General features: G+C 73.7%; 23 protein-coding genes. 14 read left to right on the forward strand and 9 right to left on the reverse strand.

Features of this window, described 5'->3' with window-relative positions; all coding sequences use genetic code 11:
- Positions 1–49 precede the first annotated feature (49 nt).
- Entirely contained in the window at positions 50–631 is a 582-nt protein-coding gene (locus BXY45_RS10095; protein WP_146211152.1) for a hypothetical protein, read from the reverse strand.
- A gap of 220 nt (positions 632–851) precedes the next feature.
- Positions 852–1,433 carry a hypothetical protein gene (locus BXY45_RS10100; protein WP_109774257.1) on the reverse strand — a complete coding sequence of 194 codons (582 nt, stop codon included), beginning with the start codon at positions 1,431–1,433 and terminating at the stop codon, positions 852–854.
- A 276-nt stretch (positions 1,434–1,709) separates the two neighbouring features.
- Between BXY45_RS10100 and BXY45_RS10110 the strand changes: the two genes are divergently transcribed.
- The gene (locus tag BXY45_RS10110) at positions 1,710–2,201 is read left to right on the forward strand and encodes a hypothetical protein (RefSeq protein ID WP_109774261.1); all 492 of its coding nucleotides are present in this window, start codon (positions 1,710–1,712) and stop codon (positions 2,199–2,201) included.
- A gap of 252 nt (positions 2,202–2,453) precedes the next feature.
- Positions 2,454–3,563 carry a glycine zipper family protein gene (locus BXY45_RS10115; RefSeq protein WP_146211153.1) on the forward strand — a complete coding sequence of 370 codons (1,110 nt, stop codon included), beginning with the start codon at positions 2,454–2,456 and terminating at the stop codon, positions 3,561–3,563.
- A gap of 219 nt (positions 3,564–3,782) precedes the next feature.
- Here BXY45_RS10115 and BXY45_RS10120 read toward each other — a convergent pair whose 3' ends face one another.
- The 4 genes from BXY45_RS10120 to BXY45_RS10135 form a co-directional block, all read right to left on the reverse strand.
- The gene (locus tag BXY45_RS10120; RefSeq protein WP_109774265.1) at positions 3,783–4,889 is read right to left on the reverse strand and encodes a FecCD family ABC transporter permease; all 1,107 of its coding nucleotides are present in this window, start codon (positions 4,887–4,889) and stop codon (positions 3,783–3,785) included.
- Positions 4,886–5,935: a FecCD family ABC transporter permease gene (locus BXY45_RS10125; protein WP_211319431.1), complete on the reverse strand. Its 1,050-nt coding sequence runs from the start codon at positions 5,933–5,935 to the stop codon at positions 4,886–4,888. The genes BXY45_RS10120 and BXY45_RS10125 overlap by 4 nt, the downstream gene beginning before the upstream one ends.
- 1 nt (position 5,936) lies before the next feature.
- Positions 5,937–6,923, reverse strand: coding sequence for an ABC transporter substrate-binding protein (locus tag BXY45_RS10130; RefSeq protein WP_109774267.1), 987 nt, complete (start codon positions 6,921–6,923; stop codon positions 5,937–5,939).
- A 119-nt stretch (positions 6,924–7,042) separates the two neighbouring features.
- Positions 7,043–7,864: a helix-turn-helix transcriptional regulator gene (locus tag BXY45_RS10135; protein ID WP_109774269.1), complete on the reverse strand. Its 822-nt coding sequence runs from the start codon at positions 7,862–7,864 to the stop codon at positions 7,043–7,045.
- A gap of 174 nt (positions 7,865–8,038) precedes the next feature.
- Here BXY45_RS10135 and BXY45_RS10140 point away from each other — a divergent pair, with 174 nt between their 5' ends.
- The 6 genes from BXY45_RS10140 (at position 8,039) to BXY45_RS10165 (ending at position 14,852) form a co-directional block, all read left to right on the forward strand.
- Entirely contained in the window at positions 8,039–9,673 is a 1,635-nt protein-coding gene (locus BXY45_RS10140) for a pyridoxal phosphate-dependent decarboxylase family protein (RefSeq protein WP_109774271.1), read from the forward strand.
- Positions 9,670–11,178 carry a lysine N(6)-hydroxylase/L-ornithine N(5)-oxygenase family protein gene (locus BXY45_RS10145; protein WP_109774273.1) on the forward strand — a complete coding sequence of 503 codons (1,509 nt, stop codon included), beginning with the start codon at positions 9,670–9,672 and terminating at the stop codon, positions 11,176–11,178. The genes BXY45_RS10140 and BXY45_RS10145 overlap by 4 nt, the downstream gene beginning before the upstream one ends.
- Positions 11,175–11,792: a GNAT family N-acetyltransferase gene (locus BXY45_RS10150; protein WP_211319432.1), complete on the forward strand. Its 618-nt coding sequence runs from the start codon at positions 11,175–11,177 to the stop codon at positions 11,790–11,792. The genes BXY45_RS10145 and BXY45_RS10150 overlap by 4 nt, the downstream gene beginning before the upstream one ends.
- On the forward strand, positions 11,789–13,627 hold the full coding sequence (locus BXY45_RS10155; protein WP_109774274.1) for an IucA/IucC family protein: 1,839 nt from the start codon (positions 11,789–11,791) through the stop codon (positions 13,625–13,627). The genes BXY45_RS10150 and BXY45_RS10155 overlap by 4 nt, the downstream gene beginning before the upstream one ends.
- Positions 13,628–13,759: 132 nt before the next feature.
- Complete coding sequence (locus BXY45_RS10160) at positions 13,760–14,116, forward strand: pyridoxamine 5'-phosphate oxidase family protein (RefSeq protein WP_211319433.1); 357 nt, start codon at positions 13,760–13,762, stop codon at positions 14,114–14,116.
- 19 nt (positions 14,117–14,135) lie between these two features.
- Positions 14,136–14,852: an HAD family hydrolase gene (locus tag BXY45_RS10165; protein ID WP_109774276.1), complete on the forward strand. Its 717-nt coding sequence runs from the start codon at positions 14,136–14,138 to the stop codon at positions 14,850–14,852.
- 182 nt (positions 14,853–15,034) lie between these two features.
- On the opposite strand, the gene BXY45_RS10170 is transcribed toward BXY45_RS10165, so the two are convergent.
- On the reverse strand, positions 15,035–15,673 hold the full coding sequence (locus tag BXY45_RS10170) for a hypothetical protein (protein ID WP_109774278.1): 639 nt from the start codon (positions 15,671–15,673) through the stop codon (positions 15,035–15,037).
- A 351-nt stretch (positions 15,674–16,024) separates the two neighbouring features.
- The gene (locus BXY45_RS23215; protein WP_170131432.1) at positions 16,025–16,312 is read right to left on the reverse strand and encodes a hypothetical protein; all 288 of its coding nucleotides are present in this window, start codon (positions 16,310–16,312) and stop codon (positions 16,025–16,027) included.
- Between the two features lie 69 nt (positions 16,313–16,381).
- On the opposite strand from BXY45_RS23215, the gene BXY45_RS10175 reads away from it, so the two are divergent.
- The 4 genes from BXY45_RS10175 to BXY45_RS10185 all read left to right on the forward strand — a co-directional run bounded on the left by BXY45_RS10175 (position 16,382) and on the right by BXY45_RS10185 (position 19,493).
- On the forward strand, positions 16,382–17,299 hold the full coding sequence (locus BXY45_RS10175; RefSeq protein WP_170131433.1) for a DUF1028 domain-containing protein: 918 nt from the start codon (positions 16,382–16,384) through the stop codon (positions 17,297–17,299).
- Positions 17,300–17,434: 135 nt separating this feature from the next.
- Positions 17,435–17,587 carry a hypothetical protein gene (locus BXY45_RS23220; RefSeq protein ID WP_170131434.1) on the forward strand — a complete coding sequence of 51 codons (153 nt, stop codon included), beginning with the start codon at positions 17,435–17,437 and terminating at the stop codon, positions 17,585–17,587.
- A 32-nt stretch (positions 17,588–17,619) separates the two neighbouring features.
- A complete protein-coding gene (locus BXY45_RS10180; protein WP_109774282.1) occupies positions 17,620–18,849 on the forward strand; it encodes a pyridoxal phosphate-dependent aminotransferase in 1,230 nt (409 codons plus the stop codon).
- 107 nt (positions 18,850–18,956) lie between these two features.
- Positions 18,957–19,493, forward strand: a complete 537-nt coding sequence (locus BXY45_RS10185; protein WP_109774284.1) for a GNAT family N-acetyltransferase — start codon at positions 18,957–18,959, stop codon at positions 19,491–19,493.
- A 40-nt stretch (positions 19,494–19,533) separates the two neighbouring features.
- Here BXY45_RS10185 and BXY45_RS23225 read toward each other — a convergent pair whose 3' ends face one another.
- Positions 19,534–19,707, reverse strand: a complete 174-nt coding sequence (locus tag BXY45_RS23225; RefSeq protein WP_170131435.1) for a hypothetical protein — start codon at positions 19,705–19,707, stop codon at positions 19,534–19,536.
- Between the two features lie 117 nt (positions 19,708–19,824).
- Between BXY45_RS23225 and BXY45_RS10195 the strand changes: the two genes are divergently transcribed.
- Positions 19,825–20,247, forward strand: coding sequence for a VOC family protein (locus BXY45_RS10195; RefSeq protein WP_109774288.1), 423 nt, complete (start codon positions 19,825–19,827; stop codon positions 20,245–20,247).
- Between the two features lie 43 nt (positions 20,248–20,290).
- Positions 20,291–20,923, forward strand: coding sequence for a LysE family translocator (locus BXY45_RS10200; protein ID WP_109774290.1), 633 nt, complete (start codon positions 20,291–20,293; stop codon positions 20,921–20,923).
- Positions 20,924–20,925 lie beyond the last annotated feature (2 nt).

Raw genomic sequence — 20,925 nt, forward strand, 5'->3', positions numbered from 1 at the left:
GCACGTGCACGCAACTTCTGCATGTCCCACGGGACACGTCCGCCGCGGATCAGAACCAGCCGAGGGCCACCGCGAGCTGCCCCAGCGCGTAGACCCCGACCATCGCCGTCTCCACGACGACGAGGTCACGCAACGCCCAACGCACACTCCACCGCTCGACACCTCCGCCGTCGCTCACCGGTGTGGTCTCCCTCCAGTCCCGCACCGCCTTCGCAGCGCGTCTGACCGTGGAACCCCCCGACCAGTCCGGGGAGCGCCAGCTGGGCAGGCCGAAGACGGTGATGGACCGCGTCGAGGTGACCACGTTCAGTCCACGATCGAGAGAGACGCGCACGACGCGATCCGGCGAGAGCACCCAGCTGTGGACGAGCTGCTCCACCCGGAGCTCTGCACGCCCGAGGTGGAGGCCCGCGCGCGCCCCGCAGCGCCAGGTGAACCAGAGGAGGGCGCCGGCGACGGTCGCCCCCACGACGCCGTCGGCCACGCCGGCCTCGGGCGTGACGTCGAGGAGGAGCCACTGGAGAGCCACGAAGCCGCCGACCGTCAAGGCGACGCTGGCGGCGGACGCCGAGCGCGACGTGTGGAACCGGCGGGCCCGGCGCCGGCGCAGGGGCCGCGAGATGTGCGCCACGCCTCCGATCATGACTGGTAGCCCCTGCAGCCCTGTGACGCCGGACGTGCAGAACTCTGCGACACGCCGCCGTCAGCGCCCTCCGGCGGACTTCTGCACGTCCGGCGTCACAGGCTCGGCCGGTCCAGCGTCCCGCCCAGCACGCAGAAGCCGGGCGGCCCGGCCTGCAGGGCGCTCGCGGCTGACTTCTGCATGTCCGACGGGACGCGTCGGCCGCGGATCAGAGCCAGCCGACGGCCACCGCGAGCTGCCCGAGCGCGTACGTCCCGACCGCTACCACCTCCGCAGCCACCAGGGTGAGGAGCGCGCGCCGGACGCTGACCCTCTCCACGCCCCCGTCCCCGCTGACGGGGGTGGTCTCCACCCACTCCCGCACGGCCGCACCGGCCCGCCTCACGGAGGTGTTCCCGGTCCAGTCGGCGATGAGTGAGCCCGACAGGCCGAAGACGCCAATGGTCCGCGCGGGCGTCCGGATGGCCAGGCCCCGCTCGTCCCTGACCGCGCGCACACGGTCGGGAGTGAGCACCCGGCTGTGGAAGAGCTGCTCCACCCGGAGCTTCCTGCTGCCCAGGTTGATGCCGGCGCTCGCTCCGCAGCGCCAGATGAACCAGAGCAGCGCACCCCCCGGGGCAGCGGCCACCAGGCAGGTCCAGAACCCGTCGCGGGGCGTCGACGTGAAGAGAGACCACTGCATGAACGCGAACATCCCCGCAGTCCCGAGGACGCTGAAGGCCCGCGTAGACCGCGACGTGTGGAACCGGCGGGCCCGGCGCCGCCGCAGGGGTCCCGAGCTGTGCGCCACACCCCCGATCATGACGGGCCGCCCGGGCAGTGGCGTGACGCCGGACGTGCAGAACTCTGTGACACACCGGCCCGAGCGCCCTCTGGCGGACTTCACCGAGGTCAGCGTCCCGCCCAGCATGCAGAACTCCGGCGGCCCGGCCTGCAGGGCGCTCGCGGCTGACTTCTGCATGCCCGACCGGACCGGACCGGAGCGGAGCGGTGCGGTGCGGTGCAACAGCGCAGCCCCTGGCCGCGTCATGATCCCGAGGTCGGTCGAGCAGCGTGAGGAGGCGCCGTGCGCGGGGTACGCGGGCAAGGCGGGGCGCGGTGGCTGAGCGCGGCCGTGACCGCCGCCGTGGCCGTCGTCGTCGGTGGTGCGTCCGGGTGCGTGCGTGACGAGGCCATGGCCGGCATGGGACTGCCGCGCCTGTCCGCCGACGAGCAGGTGGCCGGAGATGCCGTGCCGTTCCAGGGCACCCTCGAGATCGGGCCGCAGGGGTGCCTCATGGTCCGCCTCACCGACCCCGCCGGTGACACCGCCGACCGTTGGACGGCCTGGCCCTCCGGCTCCGAGGCCGTCTACGGCTCCGCCGAGGAGGGCAACGGGGCGAAGGTCGACCGCGAGACGTTCATGGGCGGCGACGCGGTCTCGGGCACCGGCCGGCTGGTCCCGCTGTCCGCACTGCCCGGCGGCATCTCCCCCGGCAGCTACTTCGAGGGTTCCGGCCGCTACTGCGACGCGCTCGTCGGCGGGGTGCTCGTCATTGACGAGGTCGCGCACGCCTGACGGGGCTCGAGGCGTCCCGTCCAGCATGCAGAAGTCCACCGGCCCACCCTGAGGGGCACCTGCACGCGACTTCTGCATGTCCGAGGGGACGGCCGCGGTGACGACGGACGTGCAGAACTCCGCGACACGCCCCCCTGGACGCCCTCCGACGGACTTCTGCACGTTCGTCGTCACGGGCAGCCGGGTCACCAGTCGTCAGAGAAGTGGGTGAAGTCGGCGCGGAGGACACGGAAGGCCGACATGATCGGCGCCGTGAGCATGGGGGGCCTGGACTCAGTGGTGGCGCAGCGTGAACGGTACGGGGACGGTGAGCACTGCCCGCAGTGCGGAGCGGAGGGCACGCAGCGGATCCGCCGACGGCTGACCAGCTCCGTGCCGCACTGGCTGGTGAGCGGCGACCAGCTCTTCTCCCAGGTCCGGGAGTGCAGCGCCTGCCGGTACCGCTGGCCGGGGGTCTTCTTCTTCGGCCGCGGTGACGTATCGCGGTGGCAGCTGCCCTGGCGGGCGGCCCGCGCCGTCGTCGTCACGCTGCACGAGGAGCGGACGGTGCATCCGGTGCCGTGGTTCTACCTCGCCAGCACTGCGATCGGGGCCGGGACGGGCGCCGCGCTCGGCAGCTGGCGCAGCAGCACCGGAAGCACAGCGCGCGGCGCGGCGGTGGGCGCCGCCAGCGGCTGGCTGATGTGCTGGTCGGTCTTCGCCGCAACCGCCCTCAGGCAGTACGGCGTGGGCACCGCCCTCGCGGACGCCGTGCTCGTCCAGGTTGGCGACCCGCAGCGCAACAACGAACGCCATGCCCGCCGCGACGAGGAGCAGGCGGCCAGCGCGGGGTTCACGCCGTACGGCCTGGACGCGTCGTGGCAGGGACGTCGGTATCTGGCGGGAGTGTGCTCAGCGTGGACCAAGGGCCGGCAACCGCCGCACGTCACCGAGCTGGTACTCGCTCACACGACCAGCACCGCGAGTCCCGGGGCCCCGGGGTGGGACGAGGGTGTTCGCGTGACCACGCTGGCGCCGCGCGACGCGACAGGGCCTGGCCGCACGCCCGACCACCGCTGGGAGCTCACCGCCGAGGAACTGCTGGGCAACCTCGGATGGGAGTTCGAGAGCGGCAGCGAGGATGACGCGCCGGTGCAGCGGCGGGCTGTCGTCGTCGTGCTGGACGGGACCGCGGTGGAGGTGACCGCGCTGCACGGAGACGACCGCTGGGTGGTGCTCCTGCGCACCACCGACGCCCACGTCGAGGTGCGCGGCACGGGCGAGGTGCCCGACGACCTGCGGCTGGAGCGCGTACGCGACCTGAGCGCCTACCCGTCCTCGCTGCGCCTGCTCGACGCGGACGACGAGGCGCGTCCGGCCTGACACCAGGGGTCGCTATCAGGCGGCACGCCGCATGAGGTACTCGTTCACCTCGGTGAAGCTGACGACGTCGGCCGTGGTCACCACCCCTGGGCGGGCCCCGGCGACCAGCCGGCGGGCGGCCACCCCAGACACCCCCTGTACGCACTTTCCACGGCATGTGTGCCTCCCGCGGCCGCAGTGACGCATGTGCCGTGGACAGTGCGGGAACGGGGAAGGGCATCAGCGGCGGTGGCGAGTCAACGCCCACGCCAGGTACGCGCCGCCGAGGCAGATCGTCACCAGGCCCGTGGGCAGGATGGTCGGGGCGAGCAGCCGCTGGGCGACGACGTCGCTGGCCAGCAGCAGCACCGCGCCCGTCAGGGCGGTCGCGGCGAAGGGCACCGTTCCGGTGCGCCAGACGCGCCGGGCGATCTGCGGCGCCGCCAGCGCCACGAAGGCGATCGGCCCGGCGACAGCGGTGGCCACCGCCACCAGCGCCACCCCCACGGCCATCGCCGCGAGCGCGAACCGGCCCGTGTCCACACCCAGCGCGGCGGAGAGCTCGTCGCCGAGTTCGTAGACCCGCGCCGACCGCGCGAGCACCACCACCGCCACGCCGAGCACCCCCACGGCCAGCGCCGTGGGCGCCACCCACGCGGCTGCGACGCCGTTGAGCGACCCGGCTCCCCACAGCGCCGCCCGCAGGGCGGCGCGCTCGTCGGCGCGGGTGACGAGCAGCACGTTCACGGCGTTGAGCAGGGCGGTGGTGCCGATGCCGACGAGCACGAGGCGTGGCCCGCGCGCGCCCGCACGCACCAGCAGGAGCCAGATGAGGACGGCGGTGGCGAGTCCCCCGACGAGCGCGCCGCCGGTGGTGGCGGCCATGCTCGCGGGCGCTACCGCGCCGCCGCTGCCCCCAGTACCCGCGCCAGCTGCACCTCCGGACAGCCCGCCGAGCATCACGAGCAGCGCTCCGGTGGACGCGCCCGTGGTGAAGCCGAGGATGTCCGGGCTGCCCAGCGGGTTGCGCGTGACCACCTGGAACAGCGCGCCGCTGAGCCCGAGCGCCGCACCGAGCAGCACCGCCAGGAGCACGCGCGGGAGCCGCCACTGGAGGACGACGACGGCGCTGCCCCCGGTGGCCCGCCCGAGCAGCGCGTCGAGCACGTCGGGCAGCGGCACGCGCACCTCGCCGGCAGTCAGCCCCACCACGACGAGACCCAGCAGCACGGCGAGGCTCACGGCCGTCACGAGCGCCCCTCGCGCCCTGCGCGCCGCTCGGGCTGGCCGCGACGTGACCGTCGTCGTCCCCGTCACCCCGGCGGTCGCTGAGGTCGCTGAGGTCACCGGAGCCTCCGGGGGTGGCCGAGCGCCAGCGCGATGAGCACCGGCGCCCCGACGAACGCCGTGACGACGCCGACCGACACCTCCGCCGGGGCGATGACCGTGCGCGCCACGAGGTCGGCCACGAGCACGAGCGCCGGCCCCGCGAGCAGGCTCCCCCGCAGGAGGCGGCCCGGGTCGTGGCCGAGGAGCAGCCGCAGCACCTGGGGCACCACCAGTCCGACGAAGGCGACTGGCCCGGCCGCGGCGGTGGCCGCACCGCACAGGACGACGACGGCGAGCAGCGCGAGCCCTCGCACGAGCCCGACGCGGGTGCCGAGCCCGCGTGCGGTGTCGTCCCCGAGGGCGAGCAGCCGCAGCCCGGGCGCCAGCGCCAGTGCCAGGACGACGCCGAGCCCCACGGCGACCAGCGTGGTGAGCGCCACGGGCAGCTCCCGTCCGGCGAACGTCCCGGCCGACCAGCGCGCCAGCTGCGCGAAGCCGCGGGGGCTGAGCATGCTCACCGCGGAGGTGGCCGCGGACAGCACCGCAGCTACCGCGACCCCGGCCAGCACCAACCGCACCGGGCCGTCACCCACTCCGGCACCGGCACGGCCACCACCGGCCCGCGTCAGGCCGAGCACGGCCACCACGCCGACCACCGTGCCGACCAGCGACAGCCACAGCGTGTCGCGGTAGCTCGTGAGGCCGAGCAGCACGTACCCGGCGGCCACCGCGAAGCCCGCACCGGCGCTGACACCCAGCAGCCCGGGCTCAGCGAGGGGGTTGCGCACCACCGCCTGCAGCAGCACGCCGGAGACCGCGAGCGCCGCGCCGACGCTCACCGCGACGAGCGTCCGCGGCAGGCGCACCCCCGTCACGATGAGATCGGCCTCCGTGCCGGTCGGGCTCGCCAGTGCGTGCCACACCTGCGCCGGGGCGAGCGTCTGGGCACCGAGCAGCACGCTGGCAGCGACGAGCCCCGCCACCACGAGGACGCCGACGACGGCGACGGCCAGCTCTCGGCTGCGGCCCGCCGTCGTCGTCGCCATCTCAGAGGCCAGCGTCATCTCAGAGGACAGAGAGCACCTTCTGCTCGAGCTCCTCCAGCCAGGCCGTCGCCGACGGGTAGTCGGTGACGCTGCTGGCCATCGGGTAGACGTGCCCGCTCTGCGCGACGGGGAGTCGCTGGAAGAGGGGGTTGTCACGGATCGCCTGGACGCCGGGGTTGGGGCTGCCGTCGGCGCTGGCGAAGGTGAGGGCCACGGTCACGCCCTCGAAGACGGAACCGAGCTGCTCGAGGGGGTAGGAGGCGTAGCCGCGGGCGTTGTAGTCCGTGGGGACACCAGGGCCGTACGTCATGCCGAGCTCGTTGACGAGCAGGTTGCCCGTGGCGCCGGTGGGCTGCTGGACGGAGAACTGGCTGGCGTCGTCACCGAGGGAGAAGTTGATCCACCGGTTGTTCGCGATGACGTCGGCGTACTGGGTCTTGAGGCGGTCGCGGGTCTGCTCGAAGGCGGCCTTGGACTCCTGCCACTGCGCCTCGCGACCGACGGCCTTCGCGGTCTGCTCCGTGGTGACCTGCCAGTCGCCGCGGCTCCCACCACCCACCAGGACGGTCGGGGCGACGGCGCTGAGCTGGGCGTAGGTTGCCTCGTCGACCTCCTCGGCGGTGCCGATGATGAGGTCGGGCTGGGCGGCAGTGACGGCCTCGACGTTGATCTCGCCGAACGTGCCGACGGTGGGCACGCCCTCGACGAAGGCCTGCTGCTCGGTGCTGAACTCGTCGATCCACGGGCCGTAGTCGAGGGAGGTCACAGGCTTCACGCCGAGGCTCATGAGGTTCCAGGTGGTGTCGTAGGAGACGGCCGCCACGCGCTGCGGCTCCTCGGGCACCGTGACGTCCCCATGGGCGGAGGCGACCGTGCGGGTGCCGGCGCCGGCGGTGGACGACGCGGCACCGGAGGCGCCGGAGTCGCTCGCGCCGGCGGCCGAGCACCCGGCGAGCAGGGCGGCGACGGCGGTGAGGGCGACGACGAGGAGAGGGGGGCGAGACACGGCGAACTCCTGGCTGACTTAGGTGAGGTTTACCTCATCCTGGCGCGACAGCCGGGTCGCTGCTGACGCTCAGCGCCGCAAGCCCTTGCCGCCAGAGGACGGTTCTTTCACCGGATCGGTCACGAGGCCCGCTCGGGAGCCTGGGTCCAGCGTGCGGCGGCCCTCGCGAACGCCGCGGGGGTGGTTCCGGTCGTCTCGCGGAAGGCCGTGGTGAACGACGCCTGCGCACTGAAGCCCGTGGCGCGGGCCACGGCGCCCGGCGGCTCCCCCGCCGCCAGGCGCTGCATGGCCGCGCGGATGCGCAGGTCGCGCCGCCACGCGGCGAACCCGCGCCCCGTCTCCTGCTGGAACGCGCGCGTGAAGGTGCGCGTGCTCACCGCACAGCCGGCTGCCCACTCCTGCACCGTGCGCCGGTCCGCGGGGTCGCGGGCCAGCGCGTCCGCCACCGCGACGAGCGCCGGGGTCCGCGGTCGTGGCACGTCGACGTCCACCGTGCGCGACGGCCGCAGCAGGTCCACAGCGAACACCTCCGCGCGGCGCCGCTCCGCCGGGTCGAGCGCTGCGACGAGGAGGTGCTCCATCACCCTGTCGAACAGAGGCGGCGTCACGAGCACGCTGGTGGTGCGGAGCTCAGGGAGGTCGGCCTGCCGCGCCAGCCACGTGCACTGCAGGCGGCACCCGGCCTCGGCGCGGACCTCGTGCTCGACGCCCGCGGGGATCCAGATGCTCGCGCCGGGCGGCACCGCGAAGTGCGCCTCGGGCGTGGTCACGCTGAGGCGTCCGGAGACGGCCCACATGAGCTCGTGGTCGTCGTGGCTGTGCGCGGGCCAGCACTCGCCGTCCACCTGGTCGACGGGGATGGCGATCGTGCGGGTCTCGGTGGCCGGCCGCAGCGCGCCGTCGTCGACACCGTCGTCATCGCCGACTCCCGCCCTGGTCACGGCCGGGACGGTAGCTCGCCCGGCGCCCCGGTGACGACGGGTGACCCTGCCGCCCGGACGAGGTCGTCACCCGTTCGAGTTGACGCACCGAAGGAGACCTATTTAGGTGAGGCTGTCCTAAGTGACGTCAGGCATCATTCCTGGCGCCCGGCCACCCACCTCCCCTGGAGAACCGTGGACACCACGCACCACCCCTACCCCTCCGCAGCGCCGCCTCCCGCGGCGCCCCGTCGCGAGGCATCGGCCGCCCCGCCCGGGGCCCCCGCAGCAACAGGGGCGCGCGAGCACCTCCTCGACCCCTCCGGCCTCGACAGGTACCGCAGCGCCGTCGCCCAGGGCGTGGAGCGGGTGGCCCGCCACGTCGCCGCCGCGCAGAAGCCCGCCACGGGAGCCGACCCGGCCGCCCTGCAGCGCGCTGTCGACGCCGTCGATCTCGACGCCCCGCTCGGTGAGGTGGCGCCCGCTCTGGACGAGCTGGAGCAGCTGTACCTGCGCGACGCCGTCTGGTTCCACCACCCGACCTACCTCGCCCACCTCAACTGCCCCGTGGTGCTGCCCGCCGTGCTGGGCGAGACCGTCATCGCCGCGGTGAACTCCAGCCTCGACACCTGGGACCAGAGCAGCGGCGCCACGCACGTCGAGCGCCGCCTGGTCCGCTGGACCGCCGACCGCCTCGGCCTGCCCGCGACCGCGGACGGCGTCTTCACCTCCGGTGGCACCCAGTCGAACCTGCAGGGACTACTGCTCGCCCGCGACGAGGCCTGCGACCGGCTGCGCGCCCAGCACCCGGACGCCCGCCTGCCCGAGCTGCTCGGACGGCTGCGGGTGCTGGTCTCCGAGGTCGGCCACTTCAGCACCACGACGGCGTGCCGGCTGCTCGGGCTCGGTGAGGACGCCGTGATCGCCGTCCCCGTGGACGACGCGATGCGGATGCGTCCCGACGCCCTCCAGCGCGCCCTCACCGACTGCGCGCAGCGGGGGCTCGTGCCCGCGGCCGTGGTCGCCACGGCCGGCACCACCGACTTCGGCAGCATCGACCCGCTCGCCCGCGTCGGCGCGCTCGCCGAACGCGCCGGAGCATGGTTCCACGTCGACGCCGCCTACGGCGGTGGGCTGATCACCTCGCGGCGCCGCCGCCACCTGCTGGACGGCATCGACCGCGCCGACTCGGTCACCGTCGACTTCCACAAGACGTTCTTCCAGCCGGTCAGCTCCAGCGTCCTGCTCGTGCGCGACTCTGCGTCGCTGCGCCACGTCGCGCACCACGCCGACTATCTCAACCCCGAGCCGGAGCTCCTGCTCGACGCGGGGCTGCCCGTCGCGCCGGACCAGGTGGGCAAGAGCCTGCAGACCACCCGCCGCTTCGACGCGCTGAAGCTGTGGCTGACGCTGCGCGTCATGGGCGCCGACGCCGTCGGCGACCTCGTGGACGCCGTCATCGACACCGCGTCCGCCGCCCACCGGGTGCTCGCCGCCGACCCCCGGCTGGACGTGGTGGTGGCCCCGGAGCTGTCCACGCTCGTCTTCACGTTCCGCCCCGGCGCGGGCCCGCACGCCCACCTGGGGCCCCTGGAGCTGGACCGGCTGGTCCGCCGCGTGCGGGCGTCCGTGGGGAACGAGGGCAGGGCGGTGCTGGGCGGCACCACCGTGCGCGGGCGCGCCCACCTCAAGCTGACCCTGCTGAACCCGGCGACGACGGTCGAGCACGTCCGGGAGGTCATCGCCCTCGTGCACGAGCACGCGGAGCGACTGCTGCTCGAAGACGAGCCGCTCGTGCTCGACGAGGAGCCGGTGGGGGCGACGGCATGAGCGCCACCACCAGCAGCAGCAGCACTGCCACCAGCACCGAGCGGGTGCACGACCTCCTCGGCATCGGCCTGGGGCCGTTCAACCTGGGCCTGGCCGCTCTCGCCGAGCCCCTTGGCCTGGACTGCCTCTTCCTGGAGCGCAAGGACCGCTTCTCCTGGCACCCGGGGATGCTGCTGCCCAGCTCCACCCTGCAGGTGCCGTTCATGGCCGACCTCGTGACGATGGCCGACCCCACCTCGCGCTACTCCTTCCTCAACCACCTCAAGCGCGAGGGCCGCCTGTACCGCTTCTACATCCGCGAGAGCTTCTACCCGCTGCGGGTGGAGTTCGACAGGTACTGCCGCTGGGTGGCCGACCAGCTGCCGTCGGTGGAGTGCGGCTGGGACGTCCGCGACGTCACCTGGCACCCCGAGCCCGACGGCAGCGGCCAGGGACGCTTCACGGTGGAGTCGGTGGACGCCGCGGGTCGCCGCCGCACCGACGCAGCCCGCCGGCTGGTCCTGGGCACCGGCACTCCGCCGCACGTGCCGGACGCCTTCCGCGACGTCGCCGACGACGACGCCGTGGTCCACACCGCCGACTACCTCGCCGCGCGCGAGCAGCTGCAGAGCCGCCGGGCGATCACCGTGGTGGGCAGCGGGCAGAGCGCCGCGGAGGTCTACCGCGACCTGCTGCCCGAGGCCCGCTCCCGCGGCTACCGGCTCGACTGGGTGACCCGTTCCCCGCGGTTCTTCCCGCTCGAGTACACCAAGCTGACCCTGGAGATGACCTCGCCGGAGTACGCCGACTACTTCCACGCCCTGCCGCCCGACACCCGCGACGAGCTGCTGGTCAGCCAGGCGCAGCTGTACAAGGGCATCGACGGGGAGCTGGTCGACGAGATCTACGACCTCCTCTACGAGCTCGACGTCGACGGTCCCCCGCCCACCCGCCTGTTCACCGGCACCGCGTGCGAGCGGGTGACCCGCGAAGGCGGCGGCTACCGGCTCCACCTGCACCACGCCGAGCAGGGGCGCCGCTCCTCGCTGACCACCGACGCCGTGGTCATGGCCACCGGCTACCGCCAGCAGGTGCCCGGCTTCTGCCGCGGCATCGCCGACCACCTGCGCTGGGACGAGCGCGGGCGGTTCGCGGTCACCCGCGACTACCGCGTGGACTCCGCCGCCGGTGAGGAGGACGACGACGCGGGCCGCGGCCCCTCGGCGCCCGCCCCCGCTGCCGCCCTCGCCCCCGCGCCGGCCGGTGCGGTCTTCGTGCAGAACGCCGAGGCGCACACGCACGGCTTCGTGGCCCCCGACCTCGGCATGGCCGCCTACCGCAACAGCTGCATCCTGCGCGCGGTGCTCGGGCGGGAGCCGTACCCGGTGGAGCGGGCGATCGCGTTCCAGCACTTTGGCGCTCCCCACACCGACCCGCCCCGCCGGGGCGCCGCGTCGTCGGCGGCCTCGACCGCGGGACGCGCCAGTCGTGCCCGCGCGGGCGCTGCGGCAGGGGGACGGCGGTGAGCGTGCTCTCGTCGTCGTCGACGGCCACTGCCGCGGGCCGGGCGCGCTGGGGCGCGGTGACCTGGCGGGTGGTCGACCCCGACCGCGACGGCGACCTCCTGCACCGCTGGCTCACCGCGCCGCGGGCCCGGTTCTGGATGATGCAGGGCTGGACCCGCGAGCAGGTGGTGGCCGAGTACCGGCGCATCACCGACAGCCCCACCCACGAGGCGCTGCTCGGCCACCTCGTGAACCCCGCCGACGCCGCAGCCACCGAGCCGGCGCTGCTGGTGGAGCGGTACGAGCCCGCCTCCGACCCGGTGGGCGCCACCTACCCGGTGCAGCCGGGCGACGTCGGCATGCACCTGTTCGTCGCCCCGCCCGCGGGCCCGCCGCGGGCGGGCTGGACCTCCGAGGCCATGCACGCCGCGCTCGTGCTGGTCTTCGCCGACCCGTCCGTGCGGCGGGTGGTGGTGGAGCCCGACGTCGACAACCTCGCCGTGCAGCGGCTCAACGCGCGGTGGGGCTTCGAGGTGGTCCGCGACGTCGACCTGCCCGGCAAGACCGGCCGTCTCAGCACCTGCACCCGCGCCGCCTTCGAGAGGGCGCGCACCGAGAACGGGAGGACCGCATGAACTCTGCTGACCTGATTGCTGACCCGACGGCTCACCTGTCGCCGCAGGTGTGGGAGCGCGCCGACCGGGCCCTGGTGGCCAAGGCGATCGGCGAGTACGCCCACGAGCTCCTGATCTCCCCGGAGCACCTCGGGGACGACGAGTACCGGCTGGTCACGGCCGCCGCCGTCTACTCGTTCACCGCCCGGCGGCTGCCCCTGGACCACTGGGAGGTGGACCCCGCCAGCGTCGAGGTGCAGCGCTCGGGTGGGGCGGGCGCTGGTGTCCCGGCGCGGCCGCGCGCCACCCAGCTGGTGCTCGACCTGCGCGACGAGCTGGGGCTGACCGACGCGGTGCTGCCGCTGTACCTCGAGGAGGTCGCGGCGACCACGGCGGCGCGCGCGTGGACCCTGCACCGCGGCGGCCCCACGAGCGAGGAGCTGCTGGAGGCCGGGTTCCAGGAGGTCGAGGCGGCGATGACCGCCGGCCACCCGGTGTTCGTGGCCGGCAGCGGGCGGATCGGCTTCGACGCCGACGACCTGCGGCGCTACGCGCCCGAATCGGGCGCGACGTTCCGGATGGAGTGGGTGGCCGTGCGCCGGGACCGGTGCGTGCTCGCCCTCGGGGAGGGCCTGGAGGAGGAGTCGCTGTACTCCTCCGAGCTCGACGCGCCGGTGCGCGAGCGGTTCCGGGAGGTGCTGCGCGGCCACGGGCTCGACCCCGCCGACTACCTGCCGGTGCCGGTGCACCCCTGGCAGTGGCGACGCCGCGTGATGACGACGTTCGCGCCGGAGCTGGCGGACCGGACCCTCGTGCACCTGGGCACCGACGGCGACGCTCGCCGGGCGCAGCAGTCGGTGCGGACCGCGTTCAACGCCTCGCACCCGCGGCGCAGCTACGTCAAGACGGCGCTGTCGGTGCTCAACATGGGCTTCCTGCGGGGGCTGTCGACGGAGTACATGAGCGTCACGCCCGCCATCAACGACTGGGTGCACGACGTCGTCTCCTCCGACCCGGTGCTGCTGGAGCGCGGGTTCCGCGTGCTGCGGGAGCGCGCGGCCGTCGGCTACCGCCCGCCGCTGTACGAGCAGGCAGCGCCGAAGGGGTCGCCGTACCGCAAGATGCTCGCCGCGCTGTGGCGGGAGAGCCCGGTGCCGCTGGTGGAGCCGGGTCAGAAGCTCGTGACGATGGCGTCCCTGCTGCACCGCGACGACGACGGGCGCTCCTTCGCCGCGGCGCTCGTGCGGGCCTCCGGCCTGGCCCCGCGGAACTGGCTGCGCCGCTACCTCGAGGCGTACCTCGTGCCGGTGCTGCGCTGCTACTACGCGCACGATCTGGTCTTCATGCCGCACGGGGAGAACCTCATCCTCGTGCTGGAGGACCACGCCGTGGTCAGCACGTTCATGAAGGACATCGGCGAGGAGGTGGCGCTCCTGGACACGGCCGCGCCGCTGCCCGCCGACGTCGAGCGGATCCGCGCGGACATCCCCGAGCACCTGCGGCTGCTGTCCGTGCAGACCGACGTCTTCGACTGCTTCTTCCGGCAGCTGTCGGCCCTGCTCGACGGGGCGGGAGTGCTGGTCGCGGACGACTTCTGGGACGAGGTCGCCGCCTGCGTGCTCGACCACCAGGGGGCCCACCCGGAGGACGCCGCTGCCCACGTCCGCGGTGACCTGTTCACCCCGACGTTCGCCCGCTCCTGCCTCAACCGGCTGCAGCTGCGCGACAACCAGCAGATGGTCGACATCGCCGACCCGGCCACCGCCATCCGCATTGTCGGAGAGCTGGAGAACCCGCTGGCTGCCGCCGCTCCAGCGCGCGGGGCTGCTGAGGGATCGCTCGTGAGCAGCGCCTGAGTCCGGGGACGTCCCGCCGGGCATGCAGAAGTCGGCCGCCCCGGCTCCGCGAGGCCGTCTGCTCGACTTCTGCATGCCCGGCGGGACACCGGCCCATGGCCGGCGCCCCGTCCAGGCTGGTACCAAGGCCACGTGCCCGCTCCGTCCGCTGCAGCCCTGCGTCGTCTGGCGCAGGAGCGGACGGCGTGGCTGTGCACGCTGCGGCCCGACGGCTCGCCCCACCTCACGCCCGTCTGGTTCTGCTACCTGCGCGGCTCGTGGTGGGTCTGCAGCGCCGCCCGCAACCGGAAGGTCGTTCACCTGGCCACGGACTTGCGGGTCAGCATCGCTCTGCCCGACGGCGACCACCCGCTCGTGGCCGAGGGCTCAGCGCGCCTGGTGCGCGGCGGCTTCCCTCCCGACGTCGTCACCGCCTTCGCCGAGAACACGGGTGGGACATCACCGGCCCCGGACCGGAGGGACCCTTGGTGCTCGTCGAGGTGCCCGTGACGCGCTGGCTGCTGGACGCATGAAGGGCACCGGGACGACCGGACGCCGTTTCCGCGGGGTGCTGCTGGACTGGCGCGGCACGCTCGTCGTCGCCCCGACGTACCGCTGGCTGGTGCGGCGCGGCCTGCAGGCACTGGCCCGACCGGACTCCGACGACGACGTCGAGGCCGTGCTCGCCCGGCTCCGGTCTGCTGACGCGACCGAGGTGGGGTCGTCAGCGGTGGACGCCGACGCCGACCTCCACCGCCGCGTCTACGCGCGCTGGTTCCGCGCGGCAGGACTCGACGACGAGCTGGCCGCGGCGCTCTACGCCGTGGAGTGCGACGTGGCGGCGAACCCGTTCGCCGACGACGTCGGGCCGCTGCTGAGCGCCCTGCGCGGGGCGGGCGTGAGGGTCGGCGTCCTCAGCGACGTCCACGTGGACCTGCGCCCCGCGTTCGGCGCGCACGCGATCGCGGACGGCACCTCGTGGGCGGACCTCGTGGACGTCTGGACGCTGTCCTTCGAGGTGGGTGCGGCCAAGCCCGACCCGGCGATCTTCGAGCGGGCGCTGCGGCAGCTCGGCCTGCCGGCGGCCGAGGTGCTCATGGTCGGTGACCGTGGCACGCACGACGGCGCTGCCGCCGCCTGCGGCATCACGACGCTGCTGCTGCCTCCGCTGGGCTCCCCGCAGGAGCGGCGCCTGCAGCGGGTGCTCGACCTGGTGCTGCCGGGCGCGGTACTGCCGGACACCTGAGGCGCAGCGGCGTCCCGTCCAGCACGCAGAAGCCCGGCTGGTCGCCCTCTCAGTCCCGGCGCGGTGGCTCCTGCACGCTCCCGGCGGGACGGGCGCCGTGACGCCGGACGTGCAGAACCCCGCGACACGCCGTCCCGAGCGGCGTCGGGCCGACTTCAGCACGTTCGGCCTCACCGCCGGCCTCACCAGACGGGCCGTGCCCGATCAGCCGCCGCGTGCAGCCCCTCGGTGGAGACCTCCACCGAGGTCTCGACGATGCCGCGGTCGGGCCAGGCGCACACCAGCCGCATCGTGGGGAGCGGCGGCAGGGGCCACAGCCAGATCCCTCGCTGCCAGCAGCCCCACCCGTGGACCGGCATCCCGACGCCGTCCATCACCGGGTGGTCGGGCTCCCACCCGTCGTGGGCGATGCCGTCGGGCACCTCGTTGTACGGCGTGTCATCCATCGACGTGACGCGGGCTCCGTCGGCGAACTCCATCCCCCACCGCAGGCCCCCGGGCGGTAGTGACAGGTCGAACTGCCCACGGCCGTGGTGCAGGTTGAGTGCCTTGAAGAGCTGGCGCTGCGCCTCCTCCTGCCGCTCGCGCACGTAGATGACCAGCTGCAGGAGGACGCCCTGCGGGTACACCTCACCGCCCTGGAAGACCACGGCCGTCGTGTCGGACCTTCCGATCTCCACCACCAGGTCGGACACTCCGGGCAGCACTCTGCGGGGCCTTCCCAGCCAGCCGGCGTCCCACTCGGGTTCGATGCTGTCGAGGTCGCTGGTGACGGGGTGGGTGGTAGCCGAGCGGGCTTCGGGGAAAAAGGACGAGATCATGATCCAGCCTGGCACCGGTCCACTGACCGTGTCACCGACCCAGCGCCAGGCCGGACCTGGTCGTACCGGGCGACCCGACGCCGCCACGCACGGCGAACGTCCTCCCACGGCGTCGCCGTGATCTGGATGCTCAGGCCTTCCGCGTGCCGCAGCGTCGCCTCGATGCCCAGCGGTCGCAGCGGATGCCCGGGCGGTTGGCCGCCGCTCGCAGATCTGACAGGACCTCGAAGGCGAGGTGTCCCGGTGCGAGGAGCTGCTCCGTTGGGGGCCGCTCACCCAGCGCCCTTCGAGCCGCAGCACCACGAGGCCCGGGACCGGCGACAGCATCGATGACGACCGATGCGTCGACGATCACTGCTGCTGAGGCTCGCCTCGACGGGCGACCAGGCCGTCCGAGCGCTCGGCAAGCGCCTCACCGATGGCGTCGAGCACGGACTGCCTGTCCTCGAGCGCGACGGGCGGGAGCCCGTGCAACGTGCGCTCCAGAGCCCTCAGCGTCTGCTGCCTCCGCTCGTGAGCGGCATGCATCTGGACGGCACTGAGCAGGTATGCCTGCAGAGTCAGCCCTCGTTCGGCCGCCACGGACCGGATCACTTCCAGGTCCTCGCTCGGGACGTCGCGAATGAGCACGTCCGGCATGCACCTGACGCTATCGATGCTGGCGGCACGGTGCCACGCTCCCGCGAGAGGCGTGTCACAGTCACCGCCATGACCCTGTCGATCATCGCCCGCTGCGAGGAGACCGGCCGGTTCGGCTTCGCGGTGGCGTCGTGCGTGTTGGCCGTCGGCACCCGCATCGGGGCCGCCCGCGCAGGCGTCGGTGCCGTCGCCGTGCAGGACGGCGGCTGGTTGCACTGGCGCGACGCCCTGCTGGACCTGCTCGACCGGGGCCTGTCCGCCGCCGAGGCCACCGCGATGATCGCCCTCGCCGACGACGCCCCCGCCAGCCAGCTCGCCGCCGTCGGTCCCACCGGAAACGCGTCAGCGTTCACCGGTCCGCGCAGCACGCCGGTCACCGGCCACCTCGTGCGCGGCAGCGCCAGCGCACAGGCCAACACGATGGCCGTCCCCGACGTCCCCGAGACGCTGCTGTCCGCCTTCGAGGCGGCCGACGGCCCGCTCGAGCACCGCCTCGTCGCCGCGCTCCTGGCCGCCGACACCCTCGGCGAGCACGGCCCGGACTACCGCGGGCGCCAGTCGGCCGCCGTCCGCGTGGTGCCCGCCGAGCGCGGTCGCACCCCCACCGGTGACGCCGACGACCCCCACGTCGACCTCCGCATCGACGACTCCGCCCACCCCACTCAGGACCTCGCCCGCCTGCTCGACGTCCACCGGGCTCACCGCCACCTCATCGCCGCTGGGATGGCTCACGACGACGACGAGCGCCTCGCGCATGTCCGTCGCGCTGCCCAGGTCGCTCACGGTGAGCGGGTGGTGGCTCCCCTGCTGGGAATCCGCACGGCGCTGGCCGGAGACGCCGACACAGCCCGCGACCTGCTGCGCGAGGCCGCCCGCGTCAACCCGGCCACGTGGCAGTGGGCTGCTCGCAGCGCCGAGCGTGCCGCCGCCGGCGACCCCGGCGCCGACGTGCTCGCCGAGCTGGTCCGGGAGGCAGCGTCGAGCTGAGCTGGGGACCCGCAGTCCCAGTGGGGTCGCGCAGTCCCGCCCCTGGCCCTCAGGCCCGGGCCTCAGCGTCCCCGCCGGGATCGAGCGTCCCACTCCCGTCGCCACGCGCTGCTGACATCGCGAGGGGCCGACGTCGTGATCTACGGGATGCCCGGCCTGTGGCTGCTCGCGCTGCTGGTAGGGGCGGGGCTGGCGGCCGTGCTCCTCTGGCTGGGCCGCACCCAGCGGGAGGCGCGCACGGAGGTGGCCCGCGGCCGCCGCACTGGGCGGATGCCCCAGCCTCGGTAGGTCACGGAGCGTCGCGTGCCACAGTTGGTCCCGTGACCAGCGCACTCCGACAGGCCGACCGGTTGCGCACGGTGCGCTACGACATCCGCGGGCCGCTGCTGCGCCGCGCCCGCGAGATCGAGGCGGCCGGGCACGAGGTGGTCAAGCTCAACATCGGCAATCCCGCCGCGTGGGGGCTCCAGGCCCCGGACGCCGTCGTGCAGGGGCTGGTCAAGCACATCAACGACGCCGAGGGCTACAGCGACGCCCGCGGCATCCTCCCCGCCCGCGAGGCGGTGGCGGACTACTACGCGGGCCGCGGTGTGGTCGGTGTCGGGCCGGACCAGGTGATGCTCGGCAACGGCGTCTCCGAGCTCATCGTCATGACGCTGCAGGCGCTGCTCGACCCGGGAGACCAGGTGCTGGTCCCCTCCCCCGACTACCCGCTCTGGACGGGCGCGGTGCGCCTGTCCGGCGGCACGGCGGTGCACTATCGGTGCGTCGAGGAGGACGGTTGGCAGCCGGACGTCGCCGACGTCGCCGCCAAGGTCACCCCCGCCACCAAGGCGCTGGTGATCATTAACCCGAACAACCCGACGGGCGCCGTGTACTCGCGCGAGACGCTGCTGGCGCTGCTCGACGTCGCGCGTCAGCACAGCCTGCTCGTGCTGGCCGATGAGATCTACGACCACATCCTCTTCGGCTCCCCAGACGCCCCGGTCGTCCACGAGCACGCCGCGGCGCTGGCCCCCGACCTCGTGGTGCTGACCATGTGCGGACTGTCCAAGAACCACCGCGCGGCAGGGTTCCGGTCGGCGTGGCTGGCGATCTCCGGCCCCCGCGAGCGCGCCGCCGATTACCTCGACGGCCTCGAGCTGCTCGCCAACATGCGCATGTGCCCCAACGTGCCGGCGCAGCACGCCGTGGCGGCGGCGCTGGCCGACCGGGCCAGCATCGACCCGCTCCTCGCCCCGGGTGGGCGCCTGCGCGAGCAGCGCGACCACGCACTGCGCCGCCTCAACGCCATCCCGGGTGTCTCGTGTGTGGAGCCGCGCGGGGCGCTGTACCTGTTCGCCAAGCTGGACCGCTCCGTGCTCGATGTCGACGACGACGAGGCGCTGGTCATGGACCTGCTGAACGCCGAGCACCTGCTCGTCACGCACGGCACGGGGTTCAACCTGCCGACGCCCGACCACCTGCGGATGGTGTTCCTCGCGCCGGTGGAGGTCCTCGACGACGCCGCCGACCGGCTGGAGAGGTTCCTCGCCGGCCGGCATCGCTAACCCCACCCTCCGTCCGTGATCATGGGCCTCCGCCACCCTCCCGAGGTGGCGGAGGCCCATGATCACGATGGGTCAGCCGTCGCACGAACTGCCCCGAGAGGACCCGCATGACCACCCCGGTGACCGTCGACGAGCCGACCGACGCCGACGCGAGCGCCCTGGGCGCGATGCACCTGCGCTCTTGGCACGAGACCTACGACGAGGCTCCCGGGATCGGCGCGGCCTGGGTCGACGAGCACATCGGCTTCATCACCTCACCCCCCGCCGACGCCTTCCGCGTCCGCACGTTCGCGGCCCAGCGCGCCGATCCGTCGCGCACCTACTACCGGGTGGCGCGCCGAGGTGAGGTGGTGGTCGGCTTCGTGCACGCCTCCCTGCCTTCACAAGATCAGGACGACGACGGCGACGCGAAGCTCGAGGCGCTGTACGTGCTCCGCTCCGAGCACGGGACTGGTCTGGCCGATCGGCTGATGACCAGCGCGCTGGCGTGGGCCGACGGTCGTGCAGTCTGGCTGGAGGCGTCACCGCTGAGCGTGCGCGCCGTCCCCTTCTACCGTCGTCACGGGTTCGAGCCGACAGGCGAGACGGGCGTCTTCCGCCACCGCGTGCTCACGGTGACGCTGCGGCGCCCCGCCGACGCCTGACCCGCACCGCACCCGACCGAGGTACGTACGGGCACGGACGTCAGCCGCCGAAGGGGCCTCCGACGCGCAGTGCGGCGAGGTTGAAGTCCTCCGCCTGCCTCTCGGCCAGTGCACGAGGCGACCTGCTGCCCGGCGGTGGGAACCGCTTCGGGCCCAGCACGAACCACCCCACGAATCGACCGACCGATGCCAGCCCGCTCCCGATCCGCCTCATGATCGGACGGTACGCCGGTCGCACCCGCTTCACCAGCACATCCCGTCGACCGTCACGACGACGTACCGCGGGTTTGCCCGACGTGCCGGGCGGCCCGTCGCGTGCGACGGTCCCCGGGTGACGATCCAGACCACCGGCTTCAGCCACGTCCGCCTCACCGTCCGGGACATCGCGGTCTCGCGGCGGTTCTACGACCGGGTCTTCGGGTGGGAGGTGGCGTACGAGCTGCCCGCCGACGCCGATCAGGCCACCCGCGACCAGCTGTGGTTCGCGTTCGGCGGAGTCATCTACAGGGTGCCCGGCGGCCTCCTCGGGCTGCGCCCGGTCGCTGCGGGTGACGACTCCATCAGCGAGGACCGCGTCGGCCTCGACCACCTGTCGTTCTCCGTCGGCTCGAAGGCTGACCTGGACGCCGCCGTCGCCGTCCTCGACGCCGTGGGAGCACCCCACGGCGAGGTGAAGGACGCCGGGACGATGCACCTGCTGGAGTTCCGTGACCCGGATGGCATCGCCCTGGAGCTCGTTGCCGCGAAGGGCTGAAAATCCCCGGCGTCGACGCGCCCGGAAGTCCTAGCCTCCGAGCGTGATCCCGCTCGACCATCTGATCGCGTTCCTCGTGACGTCCATCGTCATCATCGTGATCCCTGGTCCGAGCGTGCTGTTCGTGCTCGGGCGCTCCATCGCGCAGGGGCGCCGCGCTGGGGTGCTGAGCGTGGTCGGCAACGCCCTCGGCACGGTGCCCGCGGTGCTCGCCGTGGCGTTCGGCGTGGGCGCGGTGGTGGCGGCGTCGGTGGTCGCCTTCACAGTGCTCAAGCTGGCGGGAGCGGCGTACCTGGTCTGGCTGGGTGTGCAGGCGATCCGTCACCGGCACGACCACACCCACGTCGACGCACCAACAGCCGCCACGACCGGCACCCTGCTGTGGCAGGGCTTCGTAGTGGGGGCGACCAACCCCAAGACCATCGCGTTCTTCGTGGCGGTGCTGCCGCAGTTCGTGGCCGTGGAGGCCGGTCCGGTGTGGGCGCAGCTGCTGGTGCTCGGCGTGATCTTCCAGGTGCTCGCGATGGTCTGTGACAGCGCCTGGGCGCTAGTTGCGGGCTCGGCGCGGGCGTGGTTCGCCCGCTCCCCCAAGCGCATGTCCACGCTGTCCGGCACGGGCGGCGTGATGATGATCGGCCTCGGCGACACGCTGGCGCTGTCCGGCTCGAAGCACTGACG

The organism is Quadrisphaera granulorum, assembly GCF_003149145.1.
In the GTDB taxonomy this organism is placed as follows: Bacteria; Actinomycetota; Actinomycetes; order Actinomycetales; family Quadrisphaeraceae; genus Quadrisphaera; species Quadrisphaera granulorum.